At 57.6% G+C, this 17,771-nt stretch carries 17 protein-coding genes; 6 read left to right on the forward strand and 11 right to left on the reverse strand.

Going from position 1 to position 17,771, the window contains the following annotated elements; translation table 11 throughout:
- Positions 1-49 precede the first annotated feature (49 nt).
- From nudK to B4056_RS10855, 3 genes are all read right to left on the reverse strand, one after another.
- Positions 50-628 carry a GDP-mannose pyrophosphatase NudK gene (gene nudK, locus B4056_RS10845; protein WP_039379507.1) on the reverse strand — a complete coding sequence of 193 codons (579 nt, stop codon included), beginning with the start codon at positions 626-628 and terminating at the stop codon, positions 50-52.
- Between the two features lie 132 nt (positions 629-760).
- Positions 761-2,263: an L-asparagine permease gene (ansP, locus tag B4056_RS10850; RefSeq protein ID WP_039379509.1), complete on the reverse strand. Its 1,503-nt coding sequence runs from the start codon at positions 2,261-2,263 to the stop codon at positions 761-763.
- A gap of 312 nt (positions 2,264-2,575) precedes the next feature.
- Positions 2,576-2,848 (reverse strand): DUF1471 domain-containing protein, encoded by a 273-nt coding sequence (locus tag B4056_RS10855; RefSeq protein WP_071667916.1) that lies wholly within the window; start codon positions 2,846-2,848, stop codon positions 2,576-2,578.
- Between the two features lie 331 nt (positions 2,849-3,179).
- On the opposite strand from B4056_RS10855, the gene acrD reads away from it, so the two are divergent.
- Positions 3,180-6,296, forward strand: a complete 3,117-nt coding sequence (gene acrD, locus B4056_RS10860) for a multidrug efflux RND transporter permease AcrD (protein ID WP_150034144.1) — start codon at positions 3,180-3,182, stop codon at positions 6,294-6,296.
- A gap of 103 nt (positions 6,297-6,399) precedes the next feature.
- Here acrD and ypfM read toward each other — a convergent pair whose 3' ends face one another.
- A complete protein-coding gene (ypfM, locus tag B4056_RS17040) occupies positions 6,400-6,459 on the reverse strand; it encodes a protein YpfM (RefSeq protein WP_113655867.1) in 60 nt (19 codons plus the stop codon).
- A gap of 395 nt (positions 6,460-6,854) precedes the next feature.
- Here ypfM and B4056_RS10865 point away from each other — a divergent pair, with 395 nt between their 5' ends.
- Genes B4056_RS10865 through B4056_RS10875 form a run of 3 tightly spaced genes read left to right on the forward strand, consistent with a single transcriptional unit; the run spans position 6,855 to position 8,566 of the window.
- Positions 6,855-7,223, forward strand: a complete 369-nt coding sequence (locus tag B4056_RS10865; protein WP_094111948.1) for an ArsC family reductase — start codon at positions 6,855-6,857, stop codon at positions 7,221-7,223.
- Between the two features lies 1 nt (position 7,224).
- Complete coding sequence (gene dapE, locus B4056_RS10870; protein WP_039379515.1) at positions 7,225-8,352, forward strand: succinyl-diaminopimelate desuccinylase; 1,128 nt, start codon at positions 7,225-7,227, stop codon at positions 8,350-8,352.
- A 25-nt stretch (positions 8,353-8,377) separates the two neighbouring features.
- The gene (locus tag B4056_RS10875; RefSeq protein ID WP_039379517.1) at positions 8,378-8,566 is read left to right on the forward strand and encodes a YpfN family protein; all 189 of its coding nucleotides are present in this window, start codon (positions 8,378-8,380) and stop codon (positions 8,564-8,566) included.
- A gap of 192 nt (positions 8,567-8,758) precedes the next feature.
- Here B4056_RS10875 and ypfH read toward each other — a convergent pair whose 3' ends face one another.
- The 6 genes from ypfH to dapA all read right to left on the reverse strand — a co-directional run bounded on the left by ypfH (position 8,759) and on the right by dapA (position 15,286).
- Complete coding sequence (gene ypfH, locus B4056_RS10880; RefSeq protein WP_094111941.1) at positions 8,759-9,454, reverse strand: esterase; 696 nt, start codon at positions 9,452-9,454, stop codon at positions 8,759-8,761.
- A gap of 73 nt (positions 9,455-9,527) precedes the next feature.
- Entirely contained in the window at positions 9,528-11,498 is a 1,971-nt protein-coding gene (locus B4056_RS10885; RefSeq protein WP_288654738.1) for a tRNA(Met) cytidine acetyltransferase TmcA, read from the reverse strand.
- On the reverse strand, positions 11,498-12,358 hold the full coding sequence (ypfJ, locus tag B4056_RS10890; protein WP_039379523.1) for a KPN_02809 family neutral zinc metallopeptidase: 861 nt from the start codon (positions 12,356-12,358) through the stop codon (positions 11,498-11,500). Before ypfJ ends, B4056_RS10885 begins: the two co-directional genes overlap by 1 nt.
- A 146-nt stretch (positions 12,359-12,504) precedes the next feature.
- A complete protein-coding gene (purC, locus tag B4056_RS10895) occupies positions 12,505-13,218 on the reverse strand; it encodes a phosphoribosylaminoimidazolesuccinocarboxamide synthase (RefSeq protein ID WP_094111947.1) in 714 nt (237 codons plus the stop codon).
- A 143-nt stretch (positions 13,219-13,361) separates the two neighbouring features.
- A complete protein-coding gene (gene bamC, locus B4056_RS10900) occupies positions 13,362-14,393 on the reverse strand; it encodes an outer membrane protein assembly factor BamC (protein WP_071667912.1) in 1,032 nt (343 codons plus the stop codon).
- Positions 14,394-14,407: 14 nt separating this feature from the next.
- The gene (gene dapA, locus B4056_RS10905) at positions 14,408-15,286 is read right to left on the reverse strand and encodes a 4-hydroxy-tetrahydrodipicolinate synthase (RefSeq protein ID WP_071667911.1); all 879 of its coding nucleotides are present in this window, start codon (positions 15,284-15,286) and stop codon (positions 14,408-14,410) included.
- Between the two features lie 143 nt (positions 15,287-15,429).
- Between dapA and B4056_RS10910 the strand changes: the two genes are divergently transcribed.
- A complete protein-coding gene (locus B4056_RS10910; protein WP_039379528.1) occupies positions 15,430-15,996 on the forward strand; it encodes a glycine cleavage system transcriptional repressor in 567 nt (188 codons plus the stop codon).
- 141 nt (positions 15,997-16,137) lie between these two features.
- Positions 16,138-16,605, forward strand: coding sequence for a thioredoxin-dependent thiol peroxidase (gene bcp / locus B4056_RS10915; RefSeq protein ID WP_071667909.1), 468 nt, complete (start codon positions 16,138-16,140; stop codon positions 16,603-16,605).
- Positions 16,606-16,649: 44 nt separating this feature from the next.
- Here bcp and B4056_RS10920 read toward each other — a convergent pair whose 3' ends face one another.
- Positions 16,650-17,720, reverse strand: a complete 1,071-nt coding sequence (locus B4056_RS10920) for an AI-2E family transporter (RefSeq protein ID WP_113655859.1) — start codon at positions 17,718-17,720, stop codon at positions 16,650-16,652.
- Positions 17,721-17,771 lie beyond the last annotated feature (51 nt).

Raw genomic sequence — 17,771 nt, forward strand, 5'->3', positions numbered from 1 at the left:
GATATTCAGCCATGCAGGCCCGCCGCGGGGGCGCATCACTGCGCCCTGATTACGGCTTCAGCCATCCGGCAAGCTGCGCATGCTGCAGCAGCATAATGGTTTTACCGTCACAGATGCGCCCATCTTTTACCCTCGCCAGCGCCTGCGGGAACGACAGCTCCAGCACGGTTATCGCTTCATCTTCAACGCCACCGCCGCTGCTGGCACGCATCGCTTCACTATATTCTGCAGCAAAGAAGTGGATCAGTTCCGTAACGCCGCCGGGTGACATGTAGGCAGCAAAGAGTTTCTCAACCTTCCCCACCTGATAGCCCGTCTCCTCAATCGCCTCTTTACGGATGCAATCTTCGGGCGTGTCGTCGTCCAGCAGCCCGGCGCAGGCTTCAATCAGCTCACCGCTTTCGTTGCCGTTAACGTAAGTGGCGATGCGAAACTGCCGGGTCAGCACCACGCTGTTTTTTTCACGATTGTAGAGCAGGATGGTTGCGCCGTTACCGCGATCGTAGACTTCACGTTTGTGCCGCACCACCTCGCCATTGCTGCGCGTCAGCTCGTAGGTGTAATTGCGCAGCACAAACCAGTTTTCAGACAGGATTTTATTTTTAATGACGTTGATAGTGAATGCCATGAGCGCTCCGCTGCTTTGCTGAGAGAGGCTGAAATGATAGGCGGCAGCGGCGGGGAAAACTATCTGAATTACCTGCGCAGCGGCGGGTAAAAAAAACGGGAGCCAGGCTCCCGTTACGCTACAGAGAAAGGTTTAGCGTCCGCTTTCGTCCGCCAGCTGCGGTGACGCATCGCTGCTCTCATCCGCGTGCACCTCATGCTCTTTCATCGCCTCTGCCTGGACGCGCTTGCGTACGCCAAACCAGCCAAGCACCAGCAGTACAGCGATCAGAGGAATGGAAGCGATGGTATAGGTGCCGTTAGGGTAGTCAAACGCCATCAGCACCAGCACGCTCAGCAGGAACAGCAGCGTCAGCCAGGAGGTGAACGGCGCCCACGGCAGCTTAAAGCTGACATCCTCAGCCTTGCCCTCTTTGATCGCTTTGCGCAGACGCATCTGGCAGACCACGATAAAGCCCCAGGAAGAGATGATCCCCAGCGAGGCAACGTTCAGGACAATCTCAAACACCTGCGACGGCACGTAGTAGTTCAGCACCACGCCAACGATGTAAACCGCAACCGTGACCAGGATACCGGCATACGGAACCTGCTGCTTGCTCATCTTCGACATAAACTGCGGCGCTGAGCCGCCCATCGACATGGATCGCAGAATACGGCCGGTTGAATAGAGACCGGAGTTAAGGCTGGAGAGCGCCGCGCTCAGTACCACAATGTTCATAATACTGCCGACATAGGGAACGCCCAGCTTCGAGAAGAAGGTCACAAACGGACTCTGTCCCGCCTGGTAGGCATTCCACGGCAGCAGCAGCACCAGCAGCACCACGGAACCCACATAAAACAGGCCAATACGCCAGATCACGCTGTTGATCGCTTTCGGCAGCATGGTTTTAGGATCTTTGCACTCGCCGGCCGCGGTTCCTACCAGCTCAATCGAGGCAAAGGCAAATACCACTCCCTGCACCAGCACCAGCGCGGCCATCAGGCCATGCGGGAAGAGACCGCCGTTATCGGTGATCAGATGGAAGCCGGTCGCGTTGCCGTCGAGCGGTTTGCCGGTACCGAGAAACACCACGCCAACAATCAGGAAGATCACAATTGCCAGTACTTTCACCAGCGCAAACCAGAACTCCATTTCGGCGAACCACTTAACGCCAATCATGTTCATGGTGCCGACAATGGCCAGCGCGCCGAGCGCAAATACCCACTGCGGTACGTCGCCAAACGCGCCCCAGTAATGCATATAAAGCGCCACGGCGGTGATATCGACAATCCCGGTCATCGCCCAGTTAACGAAATACATCCAGCCCGCTACATAAGACGCTTTTTCCCCGAGGAATTCACGCGCATAGGAGACAAAGCTGCCGCTTGAGGGGCGATGCAGTACCAGCTCGCCCAGCGCACGGAGAATAAAGAAAGAGAAGATGCCGCACACCAGATAGACCAGTGCCAGCGCCGGACCTGCCAGCTGCAGGCGTGCGCCTGCGCCGAGGAACAGACCGGTGCCGATAGCACCGCCGATGGCGATCATTTGTACCTGTCGGTTACCCATCGCTTTGTGGTAACCGGTATCGTGAGAGTTCAGCCAGCGCCTTCTCGCAGCACGCTGTTCGTCGGGCGTTTTTTTAGTATGTTTCATAGCTTTCCTGTTTGTCCTGACCATCAATCACCGGCTGACCAATCGTTTGCGCCTGCGGTGCGAAATGGAGTAAAAAACCGGTGCCTGAGCAGTGGAACGATGCGCGTGGCGACCCGGGAAATTACGGCGATGAATCCTACCCGTTCTGCATGAACGAAGCAAAATATACTGGCTGGACGCACGATCTGATTTGTAAGAATCGGTCGTGACGCACAAAAAAAACCGGTCAGCAGCGTGACCGGTCAGGATGGCGTCAGAAAAGCAGAAAATCGGGCCGGGAAATGCCCGGTTGCGCAGCTCCCGGGTAACGCATCAGCGATAGATTTCAGCGCTGCCGTTCCAGAGGCTGGAGTCGCCAGGATTCTGCGCGCCAATGACGCGAAAGTGTGTGGCGCCCATCTCTTCCGCTTTTTGCGACAGCTGGCGGGTGGCGTCATCCAGCGTGCCGCGCACGCCGCTGACCGATATGGTGCCTGCAGGCTGCATGTTTTGGGCATCCGCCTCGCTCAGCGGCGTAGCAGCCAGCGTGGAAAAACTTGCGGTGGCAAGCAGGGCCGCACCAAAGAGGGTAGTAGCTCGTTTCATAAGGATCTCCTGAGTGGCAGAAAATAGCGGGTGACAGGAGAAGTATTGGCAAGCCTGTGCAAACCAGGCCAGGCGGTCGGTAAATCTGTTTAATGTTTAGCCAGATTAATGTCTGTATTGCCGGGAAAGGTAAAGCAGTACGGCACCGGTTGAGCCGTCCGGCCGCGCAACATTTACATTTCTTCCATAATTACTCCACGTTTCTCTGATTTACACCGCGTAAAGTAAAGCGGGCAGGCGCCTGCAGAGTGTGCCCGCCTCGCCTGCCAGCGCGCCAGCCGTGCGCTGCTCATATAATAATGACAAGCTGCCGCTGAGGAGTAACAGAGTTATGTCGGACTTTTTTATCGACCGCCCGGTATTTGCCTGGGTTCTGGCGATTTTACTCTGTCTGTGCGGCACGCTGGCTATCACCTCGCTTCCGGTTGAACAGTATCCGGATCTTGCTCCGCCCAATGTCCGCATCACGGCCAATTATCCCGGCGCCTCTGCCCAGACGCTGGAGAATACCGTTACGCAGGTTATCGAACAGAATATGACCGGCATCGATAACCTGATGTATATGTCCTCCAACAGCAGCAATACCGGCCAGGTGCAGATTACGCTGACCTTTCTCGCCGGTACCGATCCCGATGAGGCGCGTCAGCAGGTGCAGAACCAGCTGCAGAGCGCGCTGCGCAAACTTCCGGCCGCCGTTCAGGCGCAGGGGGTTAACGTTAATAAAACCGGCGACAGCAACATTCTGATGATTGCGTTTGTCTCCACCGATGGCAGCATGGATAAGCAGGATATTGCTGATTACGTTGCCAGTAACATCCAGGATCCGCTCAGCCGCATCGATGGCGTCGGTCAGGTGGATGCCTATGGGTCACAGTACGCTATGCGCATCTGGCTCGATCCCGTCAAACTGACGCGCTATGCGCTCACGACCGCCGATATCATTCAGGCGATTGAGTCACAAAATACCCAGGTCGCCGTTGGCCAGGTCGGCGGATTGCCGTCGGTAGAGAAGCAGGCGCTGAATGCCACGGTCAACGCGCAGTCCATGCTGCAGACGCCGGAGCAGTTTCGCGCCATTACCTTAAAAAGCAGCGGCAGTGGTGCAGTTGTCACGCTGGGTGATGTTGCCAGCATCGCCATGGGCGCAGAGAAATATGACTACCTGAGTCGCTATAACGGTCAGCCCGCATCAGGTCTGGGTGTAAAGCTGGCTTCCGGCGCGAATGAGATGAATACTGACCGGCTGGTCCGCGCCCGCGTCGCGGAGTTGGCGCACTATTTCCCCCCCGGCCTTGAAGCGAAAATCGCATTTGAAACCACGCCTTTTGTTAAGGCCTCAATAAAAGATGTCGTCAAAACGCTGCTGGAAGCGATCCTGCTGGTGTTTCTGGTGATGTATCTCTTTCTGCAGAATTTTCGCGCCACGCTGATCCCCACTATCGCGGTGCCGGTGGTGCTGCTGGGTACGTTTACCGTGCTCTATATCTGCGGCTTCAGTATTAATACCCTGACCATGTTTGCCGTCGTGCTGGCCATTGGCCTGCTGGTTGATGATGCGATCGTGGTCGTGGAAAACGTTGAGCGCATCATGAGCGAGGAAGGGTTATCGCCACGGGCCGCCACGCGCAAATCGATGGGGCAGATACAGGGCGCGCTGGTGGGCATTGCGCTGGTTCTCTCCGCGGTCTTTGTCCCGATGGCCTTTTTTGGTGGCACGGTGGGTGCCATTTATCGCCAGTTCTCCATTACGATTGTCTCCGCTATGGTGCTGTCAGTACTGGTGGCGATGATCCTGACGCCCGCCCTCTGCGCCACGCTGCTTAAGCCGCTGAAACAGGGTGAACATCACGGTCAGCGCGGATTTTTCGGCTGGTTTAACCGCGCGTTTAACGCCAGCACTCAGCGCTACGAACGGGGCGTTGCGCGACTGCTGCGCCAGAGTGGCCGCTGGATGCTGCTCTATGCCGCGCTGATCGGCCTGATGGCTTTTCTCTTTTTGCGTCTGCCGACCTCTTTTCTGCCGCTGGAAGATCGCGGCGTATTTATGACGCAGATTCAGCTGCCGCCGGGTTCAACGCTGCAGCAGACCTCCCGCGTGGTTGAGAAAGTTGAACGTTACTACCTTACGGCGGAAAAAGAGAACGTCACGTCCGTGTTTGCCACCATTGGATCCGGGCCTGGCGGCAACGGTCAGAACGTGGCGCGGCTGTTTGTCCGCCTCACGCCCTGGGATCAACGTCCCGGTGACGACCGCACCTCTTTTGCCATTATTGAGCGCGCTACCCGCGCATTTGCCGCGATTGCTGAAGCACGCGTGGTCGCCAGCAGCCCCCCGGCCATCAGCGGCATGGGCAGCTCCTCGGGCTTTGATCTGCAGCTGCAGGATCACAGCGGTATCGGGCACACGCAGATGATGGCGATGCGCGATAAGCTGCTGGCGCTGGCGTCAGCCGATCCGGCGCTGTCGCGCGTGCGGCATAATGGCCTGGACGATACGCCGCAGCTGCAGATCGATATCGACCAGCGCAAAGCGCAGGCGCTCGGCGTCTCGCTGGACACCATCAACCAGACCCTCTCTACCGCCTGGGGATCGACCTATGTGAATGATTTTCTCGATCGCGGCCGGGTTAAAAAGGTCTATGTGCAGTCGGCACCGGAGTTTCGTATGCTGCCCGGCGATATCAATAAATGGTACGTGCGCAACAGCAGCGGCGGCATGGTGCCCTTCTCTGCGTTTGCCACCAGCCGCTGGGAAACCGGCTCACCGCGCCTGGAGCGCTATAACGGCTACGCCTCGCTGGAAATTGTTGGCGAAGCGGCCAGCGGCGTCAGCAGCGGAACCGCCATGGATGAGATGGAGAAGCTGGTGGCGCAGCTGCCGCTCGGGGTAGGCTTCCAGTGGACCGGCGCATCTTATCAGGAACGATTATCCGGCGCGCAGGCCCCGGCGCTCTATGCTATTTCGCTGCTGGTGGTGTTTTTGTGTCTCGCTGCGCTCTATGAAAGCTGGTCTATTCCCTTTTCGGTGATGCTGGTTGTGCCGCTGGGTGTTGTCGGTGCTCTGCTGGCAACATGGCTGCGCGGACTGGAAAACGATGTCTATTTTCAGGTCGGGCTGCTGACGGTGATCGGGCTTTCGGCGAAAAACGCGATTCTGATCGTGGAGTTTGCGAATGAGATCAACAGCAAAGGCCGTGAGTTAAAGGAGGCCACTCTGGAAGCCTCGCGTCAGCGCCTGCGTCCGATATTAATGACTTCGCTTGCCTTTATGTTTGGCGTTCTGCCGATGGCGATCAGCAGCGGCGCGGGTTCAGGCAGTCAGCATGCGGTAGGGACTGGCGTTCTGGGCGGTATGCTGACTGCCACGCTGCTGGCTATTTTCTTTGTACCTCTGTTCTTTGTGCTGGTCCGGCGTCGCTTTCCGCTGCGTGAGAAATCGCACGATTAGCCGGCATGAAAAAAGCCGCCGGGAGAGGCTCCCGGCGGCTCTATTGATGTGTGTGGTCAGAATCGCAGCAAGGGGGGAAACGCCCTGCTTTCCTCGTCACGCGTTACTTACGTAACATCGCTTCGATAAATTCTTTCCAGTTCCCCAGTTCATATTCAACCATAACAACCTCTCTTATTGTGATGGCAATTGTACGCCGCTTTTTTCTGCAGGTGAATACGTTTCCACCTCTTATCACTATCGGCAGACGCGGGGAAAAGCTGCAATTTTTCTTTTTTGTGCCGTAACGCACATTTCTGCAAGCTTCTGTTCAGAATGAAAAATAATGTTTTTTTCATCCTGTAGCACAATTCCGTGATTAAGATAATCCTTACCGGCCTGATAATAAGACAGCGGGCAGTTTGCGCTCAGAATGAAAACGCTTACTGGTCCTGATTAGCGTTTTCGATTAAAGGCCGCAGATGATGAAAAATGCAGGCAATATCCACTGACGCTCACCGCGCGCACCCCGCTGTGGTAAACTCGCGCGCAGATTTTTTTGCAGAACGGGAAACAGCTATGACAGCGCAGTGGGTGATGTACGGAATCAAAAATTGCGACACCGTAAAAAAAGCGCGCAATGCACTAACCGTGTCCGGCATCGACTACCGGTTTCACGATTATCGCGCGGATGGACTGGATGCCGCGCTGCTGCAGCACTTTATCGATCGGCTTGGCTATGAAGCCCTGCTGAATACGCGCGGTACCACCTGGCGCAGGCTGCCGGAAGCAGAACGTGCCGAGATTAAGGATGCCGCCAGCGCCAGCGCCGTGATGCTGGCACAGCCTGCCATCATTAAACGTCCGCTGCTTGCCGCCCCCGATGGCAGCCTGCTGCCGGGCTACAGCGCCGATCTTTACCACGCTTTTATTCAGGAGAAGTCATAACATGTTCTGTCCGGTTATTGAGCTGGCTCAGCAGCTCATCCGTCGCCCTTCGCTAAGTCCGGATGATGCGGGCTGTCAGGCCTTGCTGATCGCCCGCCTGGAGGCGATCGGTTTTCAGATTGAGCAGATGCATATTAATGACACGCTGAACGTCTGGGCCACGCGCGGTCACGGTGAAACCCTGGCGTTTGCCGGACACACTGATGTCGTTCCGCCCGGTGATGCAAACCGCTGGATCAACCCGCCGTTTGAGCCCACTATCCGCGATGGCATGCTGTTTGGGCGCGGTGCCGCCGATATGAAGGGCTCGCTGGCAGCGATGGTGGTCGCCGCTGAACGTTTTGTCGCTGCGCATCCGCAGCACAAGGGCCGCCTGGCGTTTCTGATCACCTCCGATGAAGAGGCCAGCGCGGTCAACGGCACGGTCAAAGTGGTGGAGCGCCTGATGGCGCGTCATGAACGCCTGGATTACTGCCTGGTGGGTGAGCCCTCCAGTACAGAGATCGTCGGGGATGTGGTGAAAAATGGCCGGCGCGGTTCAATGACCGCAAACCTGACGCTGCACGGCGTGCAGGGCCATGTCGCCTACCCGCACCTGGCGGATAATCCGGTACACCGTGCCATGCCGGCGCTGAATGAGCTGGTGGCCACCGAGTGGGATCAGGGCAACGCATTCTTTCCGCCAACCAGCATGCAGATTGCGAATGTGCAGGCGGGTACCGGCAGCAATAACGTTATTCCTGGCGAATTTTTTGTCCAGTTTAACTTTCGCTTCAGCACCGAGCTGACCGATCAGATGATTAAAGATCGCGTGACAGAACTGCTGGACCGCCATCAGCTGCGCTATACGCTGGAGTGGACCGTTTCCGGACAGCCCTTCCTGACGTCACGCGGCAGGCTGGTCGATGCCGTGGTAAACGCCGTAACGCACTATAATGAAATTAAGCCGCAGCTGTTGACCACGGGCGGCACTTCTGACGGACGCTTTATTGCCCGTATGGGAGCGCAGGTAGTGGAGCTTGGCCCGGTTAACGCCACAATTCATAAAATCAATGAGTGCGTCAAAGCGTCAGATCTGCAGCTGCTGAGCCGCATGTATCAGCGCATTATGGAGCAGCTGATCGCCTGACCGCATATAAACAAGGAGACGGGGCATGGAGTGGTTAAAAGAGTACTGGTGGATCCTGGTGATTGTGCTGATGGTGGGCGTACTGATGAACGTCTATAAAGATCTCAAGCGCATCGATCATAAGAAATATATGGATAACCGGCCGGATTTACCCCCGCATCGTGATTTCAACGATAAGTGGGATGATGAAGATGACTGGCCAAAGAAAAAATAGGCCAGGGGCGCGTAAAAACATCAGGGGCGCATGAATACACCAGGGGCGCATAAATGCGCCCCCTACGGGTTATTGTAGGGGCGGCATTCATGCCGCCCTGGCCGCAAATGGGCGATGGACGCGTAAATACCCAGGGGCGCATAAATGCGCCCCCTACGAAATTGTAGGGGCGGCATTAATGCCACCCGCCCCCTATAAAAACATCACAACGTCGTCGTCGTTGGGTTTGGCGCCGCTCAATGCTTCATCAAAATAGCGGCGCGGTATGGTATAGCGCAGATGATGCAGCGCCCGCGCCATGCTGCGTTCATCTATCGCATGCGGCAGATCGTTCACCACATCCAGCGTCACATCGCCGCCCAGCTCGGTCAGACGCTGGTTCGCCGCTTCAGCATGCTGTAGCGGTACCTGTTCGTCATCATCGCCGTGAATAAGATGAATGGTATTACGCCTGCTGGCGCGTTCCGGCAGCGTGGTATAGCGCCCGCTAAACGCCACCACCCGTCCCGCCAGCTCCGGCTGCGCTTTTACGCCCTCCAGAACCATGGTGCTGCCCTGCGAGAACCCGACCAGCGCCGTCGCTTCGGGCCGGACGCCAGCAGTACGCTGCCAGTGCCGGACAGACTCGATAAATAGCGGCATGACCGCATCGACACACTGCTGCGGCGAGCGATCCTGAGCGGGATAGTCCATAAACCACTGGCGGCCCTGCGGCACACTACCGGTATAAGGCGCACCTACTGACACCACCTGCGCGTCCGGAAACGCCTGAGCAAACCAGGTGCCAATCTGTGCCATCGCATCAGGGTTATCATCAGCGCCGTGGTAAAGCAAAAAAAGCTGAGCAGCCTGCGCCGGCTGCTGAACAACTACATATCGTAAAGCCATACTGACCTCCTGTATTCACTATACGCCGCAGCCAGCAGAGTGATACCGGGAAAATTTGAACAAGAGCGCTGATTTATTGCAACAACGTCAGCCGCTGTTGCCAGGCCTGCGCTGCCTGCGGATCGAGCCGTTCAAGCGCCTCAGCCGTCTCCTGACGCAGCCGCTGTACCACCGCCCTGCGGCCGCTGAGACCAGCGCTGCTGCCCGCCTCGCTCAGCGTCTGTTTCTGAAGCAGTATGGCCTGCATTAACGGCTGTGGTTGTATGCGCACCAGCCGCTGCAGCATCGCATAGCTCGCCTCGAACGGGCGCTGTGCCCAGGCAAAACCTGCCAGCAGCGCCACATCCTCTTCATTAATATCCTGCGACAGCCCCGCTCCGTCCGGCAGCGGTAAATCGATGAGATCGTTCAGCCAGACAGCATCGCGCGCCAGACGCTGCGCCGCCTGCGTCTGCAGCAGTTTCCCGGCCGGCGTCAGTGCGCAGATGGCCATCGCGGCGTAGCAGCCGCTGCTCGCTTCACGCTGCGATCCGACCCGCACCAGCGTAAAGCCGCAGGCGTGCCAGAAGCGCCACAGCGCCGCCGTGTAACCAAAGCTCACCGAGAGAAAATCACAGCCGGCGGCCTGGTGACGCGCCTGTGCGACCAGCGCCCGGCCAATGCCCTGCTGACGGCGGGCGGCCGTCACCGCAATGCGGCTGATACGCAGAGAGCGCAGCGTCGCCGCCGCGCTGAAACCGGCGTGTGCCGCCAGTGACTGCGCGACCAGATTACCGCGCGGGCGACGCGTGCCGGCCCAGACAGCCTGCGCCAGTTCTGCATCCAGTCCGCCCTCTTCAACCAGCCACAGGGCACCGGCCACGCTCTCTGCTGCGCCAGCCAGCCAGAGCTGCATCCCCGGCGCGTCCAGCAGGCGGCGCAGGTCGAGCGGCGAAGTGCGATAGTGCGCGCTTGCCAGCAGACGATAGCCCGCCTCCAGCGCGGCGGGGTGCGCATCCGGCATCGCTCGGTATAACGTGATTTCTGATGCCGGCGCGGCGCGGTCCGCTTCTTCAAACAGCAGCGCGCGGTTGAGCCACTGCTCCAGCGGATCCTTAGCGCACCAGCGCAGGGGCTCATCCAGCGTGAAATAGTGAACGCCAGGCAGGGTGGCGCAGAAGCGCAGCAAAAAACCGCGTCCGGTGCCCTCGTACCCCTGCACGGTTGTGGTCAGCAGCACACGCGGAAAGCGTGCAACCAGCTGCTGCAGCAGCGGCGCCGGGATCGCGGCTGCCTCATCAACGATCAGCCATGCAGGCAGCGGATCGATCGGCTGCTGCAGGATCGCATCAGGGGCCATAAAGGAAAACTGCTCGCCGGCAAACTGCGCCAGCACCTCTGTTGACACCTTCGCCGGAGCGGTGACCAGCGCGTGGGTTGTATTACGTGCCAGCATGCCGGCCAGCGCCGACTTGCCGCGCCCGCGCGGTGCGGTAACCACCGCCACCCCGGAAGCGATCGCCTGCAGCTGAGCAAGAATAGCCGCCTGCTGCTGTGGCGCCTGGCATTGCCAGCGCGGCCAGACACCTGCGGCCGGCTGACGTACCGGCAGATGCTGGCGCTGCAGCAGCACCTCGTCATCTTTCAGCATCAGCTGCTGCAGGCGATGTATAAAACGGGGCGTGGCGATGGGCTCTGCGACATCGGCCCAGCGCAGGCTGTCCGCATCGGCAACTGTCGCCCAGCTCTCCCACGGCGGCGTCAGCAGCAGCAGCCAGCTGCCGGCGCGCAGCGTACCGGCCAGCGCGGCAAAAGCCTCAGCGTGAAAGCCGTGCCGCGCATCGAACAGCGCATGGGTAAATTCACGTCCCAGCAGCGTTCGCAGCGCTGTCGGGGCAACGTGCGGCGTCAGGTCGCAGGCGCTGCTGAGCGTGATCCAGTCACCCGGCAGCGCCTGCTGCCATAGACCGGCCTGCTCGCGCGCCCACTCTGCATCACCTGCTATAACCGCTAAGCGGCGGATGCCTGCCTGCTGCATCGCCGCCGTGATAACCGCACAGGACATCAGTTAGTGGCGAAGGTGTTGCACTGGCCCGGATCGCCGCCGTCATAACCACGTTTAAACCAGGTATAGCGCTGTTCAGATGTGCCGTGCGTAAAGCTGTCCGGCACTACGCGCCCCTGGCTCTGCTGCTGCAGGCGGTCGTCACCAATCGCTTCGGCCGCGTTAAGCGCTTCCTGCAGATCGCCCACTTCCAGAATGTTCTGCTGCTGCATATAGTGGCCCCAAACGCCGGCAAAGCAGTCCGCCTGCAGCTCCATTTTCACCGACAGCTGATTCACCTGTTTCTCACTGGCGCCCTGCTGCATTTCACGTACTTTCGGCTCAATACCCAGCAGCTTCTGCACATGGTGACCCACCTCATGCGCAATGACGTAGCCCTGCGCAAAGTCGCCGCCTGCGCCGAGTTTGGTTTTCATCTCATCATAGAAAGAGAGGTCGATATAGACGCTCTGGTCAGCCGGACAGTAAAACGGCCCCATCGCCGCCTGGCCGGTTCCGCAGTGGGTGCGCGTCACGCCGCGATACATCACCAGTTTTGGTGGCACATACTGTTTGTTCATCTGCTTAAACAGCTTGTCCCAGGTATCTTCGGTTGTGGCGAGGATCACCGAGGTAAATTTCGCCGCCTCGTTATCCTGCGCGGAGTCCACCTGGCGCTGCTGCACCGGTGCGCTGCCACCGCCGCCCAGCAGTCCGGTAAGGTCATAGCCGTAATATCCGGCCACCGCCACAACGACCAGCAGGATAATGCCGCCTTTCCCGCGCGGCAGCCGGATCTGTCGCCCGCCACCGCCAAAACCTGATGATTCGCCGCGACGATCTTCCACATTGTCGCTTTCACGACGCCCTTGCCAGCGCATGGCCTGCTCCTGTTTATTTATCTTCAGATAGGCATGATTTTAGATGGCGCCAGGCATAATCACCAGCGTTGCAGGCAGGCAGATGACGGATATAAAAAAGGGCCGTCTGCAGAGACGACCCGATAGCACCTGCCGCGTAATGCGGTTTAGTCGAGTTTGACCCCGAGGCGGTGTGCTACAGCTTCATACGCTTCCACGACGCCGCCAAGGCTCTGACGGAAACGGTCTTTATCCATTTTGTCCATGGTCTCTTTGTCCCACAAACGCGCGCCATCGGGTGAGAACTCGTCGCCCAGCGTGACTTCGCCGTTAAACAGACCAAACTCCAGCTTGAAATCGACCAGGATAAGACCGGCATCATCAAACAGTTTGCTCAGCACCTCGTTGGCTTTATACGTCAGCTCCTGCATACGCGCCAGGTTCGCTTTACTGACCCAGCCAAAGGTTTCGCAGTAAGACTCGTTGACCATGGGATCATGTTTGGCGTCATCTTTCAGGAAGAGATCAAACAGCGGCGGACTGAGCAGCATGCCCTCTTCCACCCCAAGGCGTTTGACCAGCGATCCGGCCGCGCGGTTGCGGATCACGCACTCTACCGGCACCATCTCCAGCTTTTTCACCAGCGCTTCGTTATCAGACAGCAGCGCTTCCATCTGAGTAGGAATGCCCGATTCCTGCAGTCTGGTCATAATAAAGTGGTTAAACTTGTTGTTTACCATGCCTTTACGATCAAACTGTTCGATTCGTGCCCCGTCTCCTGCTGATGTATCGTTGCGGAACTCAAGTACCAGCAAATCCGGATTGTCGGTACTGTATACGGTTTTCGCTTTACCGCGATACAACTCAGCTCGCTTTTGCATCTTGTTAACTCCAGACATGAAATAACCCGTGTTCAGCGGTGTTCCACCGCGCGACGACTGCGTGACGCAATCGTTTACCTCGCCGGGCGCCATTATGCCAAAATCAAAACAAAAAGGCCGGAGAATCTCCGGCCTTTACACAATTATTTATTCAGTGCGCCCTGCATGACGGCCACCAGCGCATCGTTCTGCGCCTGGGTCAGCACGTGACCCTTAGGATCGATAAACTGCAGACTACTGCGGTTATCAAGGTCGCCGACCTGCAGCTTATAGTCACCGTTCGGCAGCTCCGGATCTTTGGCGCCAATCGCGTCAAACGCGCTGCTGCCCGGCTGCTTATAGGTCACTTTCAGACTGCCCTGCGAACGGTTGTCATCCGTCACTTCCATGCCAGCACGCTGCAGCGCCGCCGGCAGTCGCTGCCAGGTGACGTTAAACGGCGAGCGCAGGATCAGCAGCGGCAGGCCGGTTTCATCTGCACCGCTCTGGACGTCGATCTGTCCGGTCGCACGTCCGGCGGCAGCATCCTGACTGGCAGTATCGATCTTATCCAGACCGGTACTGAGATCGTTGAGCATCTGGCCGGTATAGCGCTGAACCTGTGCCGGTGACGTTACCGTCTCACCCTGCTGCTGCAGCTCAAGCAGACGCACCGTCAGGACCTGCTGATACCCCTGATTCTGCACGCTGATCTGATAGCGGCCGCGATACTGATTATCTTCATCTGCGCGGTTCCACTGCACCCAGTCGGTGGTGAGCTGCTGCCCGGCATCGTTACGCTGGGCAATCGGGAACTTGTAGGATTGCACCACGTTGACCACCTGTGACCAGATAGAACCGCGACTGCTTTCCAGCGCCAGTACGCCAGTATTACCGGTGAACTGCGCGCGCGTACCGTTCATCAGCGCCAGCGGCTGTGCCGGCGGACGAATATCGAGTGCTTTACCCAGCGCGCCATTAGCTACGCGATGCGGAACCTCATAGTCGCCGTTCTGTATCGGCAGTATTGCCCCTGCCGGCGCGTTCAGATCGCGCAGTTCAGGCGTCTGAAGATAGGACTCATCGCCGCTTACCTGGCGCTTGTAACGCTGATCGCTGGAACAGGCTGTCAGCAGCATCAGAGTGGAGAGACCTGCTACCGTTACCAGCGTCGAGCGCTTAACTGAAAAACTCATTGATTCTCCCTAAATTAACGCAGACCCGCTTTGATAAGTGCCTGCGCCGTTTTTTCCTGGCCCGCGCTGGTCAGCGGCGTCATTGGCAGGCGCAGCGTGTCATCCGCGATCAATCCCAGCTGTTTTGCGGCCCATTTTACCGGAATAGGATTGGGCTCACAGAAAAGCGTCTGGTGCAGATGCATCAGACGCTGATTCAGGTGACGCGCTTCGGCAAATTTGCCTTCCTGCGCCAGCGCACAGAGTTCAGCCATTTCACGCGCCGCAATGTTAGCGGTGACAGAAATGACGCCTTTGCCGCCCAGCTGCATGGAATCCAGCGCAGTGGCATCATCGCCGCTGACAATAATGAACTCGTCACCAACCAGCTGTTGGATCTGTGAAACCCGCGATAAGTTCCCGGTCGCTTCTTTAATACCGATAATATTTTTAATTTCAGCCAGGCGCGCCACGGTCTCCGGCAGCATATCGCAGCCGGTACGCGACGGAACGTTATAGAGCATCTGCGGCAGATCGGTGCTTTCCGCAATCGCTTTGAAGTGCTGGTAAAGCCCTTCCTGAGTCGGACGATTGTAATAAGGCGTCACGGTCAGGCAGCCGACCACGCCGGTGCCGGTAAAGCGTTTTGTCAGAGAGATCCCTTCGGCAGTGGCGTTAGCGCCCGTTCCGGCGATAACCGGAATACGGCCATCGGCCAGCTCCAGGGTTTGCATCACCACGTCACCATGCTCTTCATGGCTGAGCGTTGCAGATTCGCCGGTGGTGCCAACAGAAACGATCGCTGCGGTTCCGCTGGCGACATGATAATCAATCAGTTTTTTCAGACTCGGGCGGCAAACCTGGCCCTGGTCATTCATAGGCGTAATGAGTGCAACAATACTTCCGGTGAACATGGGCTATCCCCTCGACAAACAAGTGCCTCATGTTACGTTTTACCTTCAAAGAAAAGCAAGCGAGCCAGCCCATTCCCGCGCTTGTCAGCAGTTTTTTTTATGTTTACCTTATAGTTATTAGCGAACGTACAGGAAAACTCATTTTGTCGCAGCCACAGCCGCATCATCTGGTCATCACTGCTCTTGGCGTCGATCGTCCGGGTATCGTTAACGCCATTACCCGCCACGTCAGCAGTTGCGGCTGCAATATAGAAGATAGCCGTCTGGCGATGCTCGGCGATGAGTTCACCTTTATTATGCTGCTTTCCGGCAGCTGGAACGCCATTACGCTGATTGAATCCACGCTGCCGATGAAAGGCGCTGAGCTGGAGCTGCTGATCGTAATGAAGCGGACAAACGCGCGCGCGACGCCACCGATGCCGGTGACGGTCCGGATTCAGGTAGAAGTGCCCGATTCGCCACGCATTATTGAGCGCTTTACCGATCTGCTTGATAAACATCAGCTGAACATCGCTGAGCTGGTGTCGCGTATTAACCCGGCTCAGGACAATGAACAGCCGGTACTCTATATTCAGATGACAGCACACAGTCCGGCAAACCGGGTAAGCGCACCGATAGAGCAGGCGTTTAATCAGCTGTGTGAAGAACTGCATGCACAAGGCTCAATTCGCCTCTATAGTGTCACCGACGACAGCAGCAATGTCCTGTAATCAGGCTCCGGGTTATTTCGCCACACACTCTGTTGCAGCAGCATAACGTGTTGTGAAATAACCCTGAGGTAAACGTCCGGCCAGCCAGCAGGCACTGCCGGGTGTCATACCCGCAGCATGAACAAAAAACGGAGAGTTGTGATGAATCCACTGAAAGCCGGTGATACCGCACCGAAATTTAGCTTGCCCGATCAGGATGGCGAACAAGTAAATTTGGCCGACTTCCAGGGACAGCGTGTTCTGGTCTATTTCTACCCGAAAGCGATGACGCCAGGCTGTACTACTCAGGCCTGCGGCCTGCGTGACAACATGGACGAGCTGAAAAAAGCGGGCGTAGAGGTACTGGGTATCAGCACCGACAAGCCGGAAAAACTGTCCCGTTTTGTTGAGAAAGAGCTGCTGAATTTCACGCTGCTTTCTGATGAAGATCACCAGGTGTGCGAGCAGTTTGGCGTCTGGGGTGAGAAGTCATTTATGGGCAAAAGCTACGACGGCATCCACCGCATCAGTTTCCTGATTGGTCAGGATGGTAAAGTGGAAAAGGTGTTCGACAGCTTTAAAACCGCAGACCATCACGATATCGTGCTTGATTACGTGAAGTCTGCCTGATCAAAAGCGGTGCGCCTTTGCTGCGCACCGCTTCCCGCTATTTCTTACTCTGCGATCTGCCGTTCCGGCGTGGTTTCCGGCCAGGCGCGTACAACCGCTTTTACCAGCGTGGCCAGCGGAATAGCAAAAAATACGCCCCAGAAGCCCCACAGTCCGCCAAAAATGACCACGGAGAGAATAATCACCAGCGGATGCAGATTTACCGCTTCTGAAAACAGCACCGGCACCAGTACGTTGCCATCCAGCGCCTGGATCACCAGATACACCACCATCAGCGTCCAGAAATCGCTGCTAAGCCCCCACTGAAACAGCCCGACGCCAATGACCGGCAGCGTAACGGCCAGCGCGCCCACGTAAGGGATCAGCACCGAAACGCCCACCAGCACCGCCAGCAGCAGCGCGTAATTGAGCCCCAGCACTAAAAAGGCGATCCAGCTGACGACGCCTGTCACCACCATCTCCAGCACTTTGCCGCGAATATAGTTGGTGATTTGCTGATTCATCTCTTTCCATACCGTGCCCGCCAGCCCGCGATTACGCGGCAGCACGCGCCGTACTGCGTTCAGCATCTGCTCTTTATCTTTCAGCAGGAAAAACACCATCAGCGGGACCAGCACCAGATAGATCATCAGCGTCATCAGACCGACCAGCGAGGCCAGTGAATAGCGCACCAGGGATTCACCCAGGCCAGTCAGGCGGCTGCGCAGATTCTCTACGATGATATCGATAATGCCTGCATCTACCAGTGCCGGAAAACGCTGTGGCAGTGCAGCCGCTGAGACATAGAGTTTATTGAGCATGTTGGGCAGATCGCGCGTCAGGTTAATGCCCTGCTGCCAGGCAACCGGCGCCACTATCAGTACCATAACCAGCAGAATGCCGGCGAAGAGTATTAACACGATGCTGGTTGCCCAGCTGCGGCTGCAGCCGATACGCTGCAGCCGCACTACGGGCCACTCCAGCAGATAAGCCAGCACCAGCGCCACCAGCAGCGGCGCCAGCAGCCCGCTAAAGAAAAACAGAATGCAGAACGCCGCCAGCAGGATCGCCAGCAGGCCAATCGCCTGCGGATCGCTGAAGCGACGCTTGTACCAATGAAACAACAGAGACAACATCAACCTTATCCTTTTACTGCCCCGGCACGGCACGCTGCCGCCCGCTTATCG

This window comes from Pantoea sp. UBA7232, assembly GCF_002473195.1.
Lineage (GTDB): Bacteria > Pseudomonadota > Gammaproteobacteria > Enterobacterales > Enterobacteriaceae > Pantoea > Pantoea eucrina.

Excerpts from the sequence above, each read along its gene's own strand:
- nudK (WP_039379507.1), bottom strand. The coding sequence starts at position 628 with ATGGCATTCACTATCAACGTCATTAAAAATAAAATCCTGTCTGAAAAC.
- ansP (WP_039379509.1), bottom strand. The coding sequence starts at position 2,263 with ATGAAACATACTAAAAAAACGCCCGACGAACAGCGTGCTGCGAGAAGG.
- B4056_RS10855 (WP_071667916.1), bottom strand. The coding sequence starts at position 2,848 with ATGAAACGAGCTACTACCCTCTTTGGTGCGGCCCTGCTTGCCACCGCA.
- acrD (WP_150034144.1), top strand. The coding sequence starts at position 3,180 with ATGTCGGACTTTTTTATCGACCGCCCGGTATTTGCCTGGGTTCTGGCG.
- B4056_RS10865 (WP_094111948.1), top strand. The coding sequence starts at position 6,855 with ATGACAGCGCAGTGGGTGATGTACGGAATCAAAAATTGCGACACCGTA.
- dapE (WP_039379515.1), top strand. The coding sequence starts at position 7,225 with ATGTTCTGTCCGGTTATTGAGCTGGCTCAGCAGCTCATCCGTCGCCCT.
- B4056_RS10875 (WP_039379517.1), top strand. The coding sequence starts at position 8,378 with ATGGAGTGGTTAAAAGAGTACTGGTGGATCCTGGTGATTGTGCTGATG.
- ypfH (WP_094111941.1), bottom strand. The coding sequence starts at position 9,454 with ATGGCTTTACGATATGTAGTTGTTCAGCAGCCGGCGCAGGCTGCTCAG.
- B4056_RS10885 (WP_288654738.1), bottom strand. The coding sequence starts at position 11,498 with ATGTCCTGTGCGGTTATCACGGCGGCGATGCAGCAGGCAGGCATCCGC.
- ypfJ (WP_039379523.1), bottom strand. The coding sequence starts at position 12,358 with ATGCGCTGGCAAGGGCGTCGTGAAAGCGACAATGTGGAAGATCGTCGC.
- purC (WP_094111947.1), bottom strand. The coding sequence starts at position 13,218 with ATGCAAAAGCGAGCTGAGTTGTATCGCGGTAAAGCGAAAACCGTATAC.
- bamC (WP_071667912.1), bottom strand. The coding sequence starts at position 14,393 with ATGAGTTTTTCAGTTAAGCGCTCGACGCTGGTAACGGTAGCAGGTCTC.
- dapA (WP_071667911.1), bottom strand. The coding sequence starts at position 15,286 with ATGTTCACCGGAAGTATTGTTGCACTCATTACGCCTATGAATGACCAG.
- bcp (WP_071667909.1), top strand. The coding sequence starts at position 16,138 with ATGAATCCACTGAAAGCCGGTGATACCGCACCGAAATTTAGCTTGCCC.
- B4056_RS10920 (WP_113655859.1), bottom strand. The coding sequence starts at position 17,720 with ATGTTGTCTCTGTTGTTTCATTGGTACAAGCGTCGCTTCAGCGATCCG.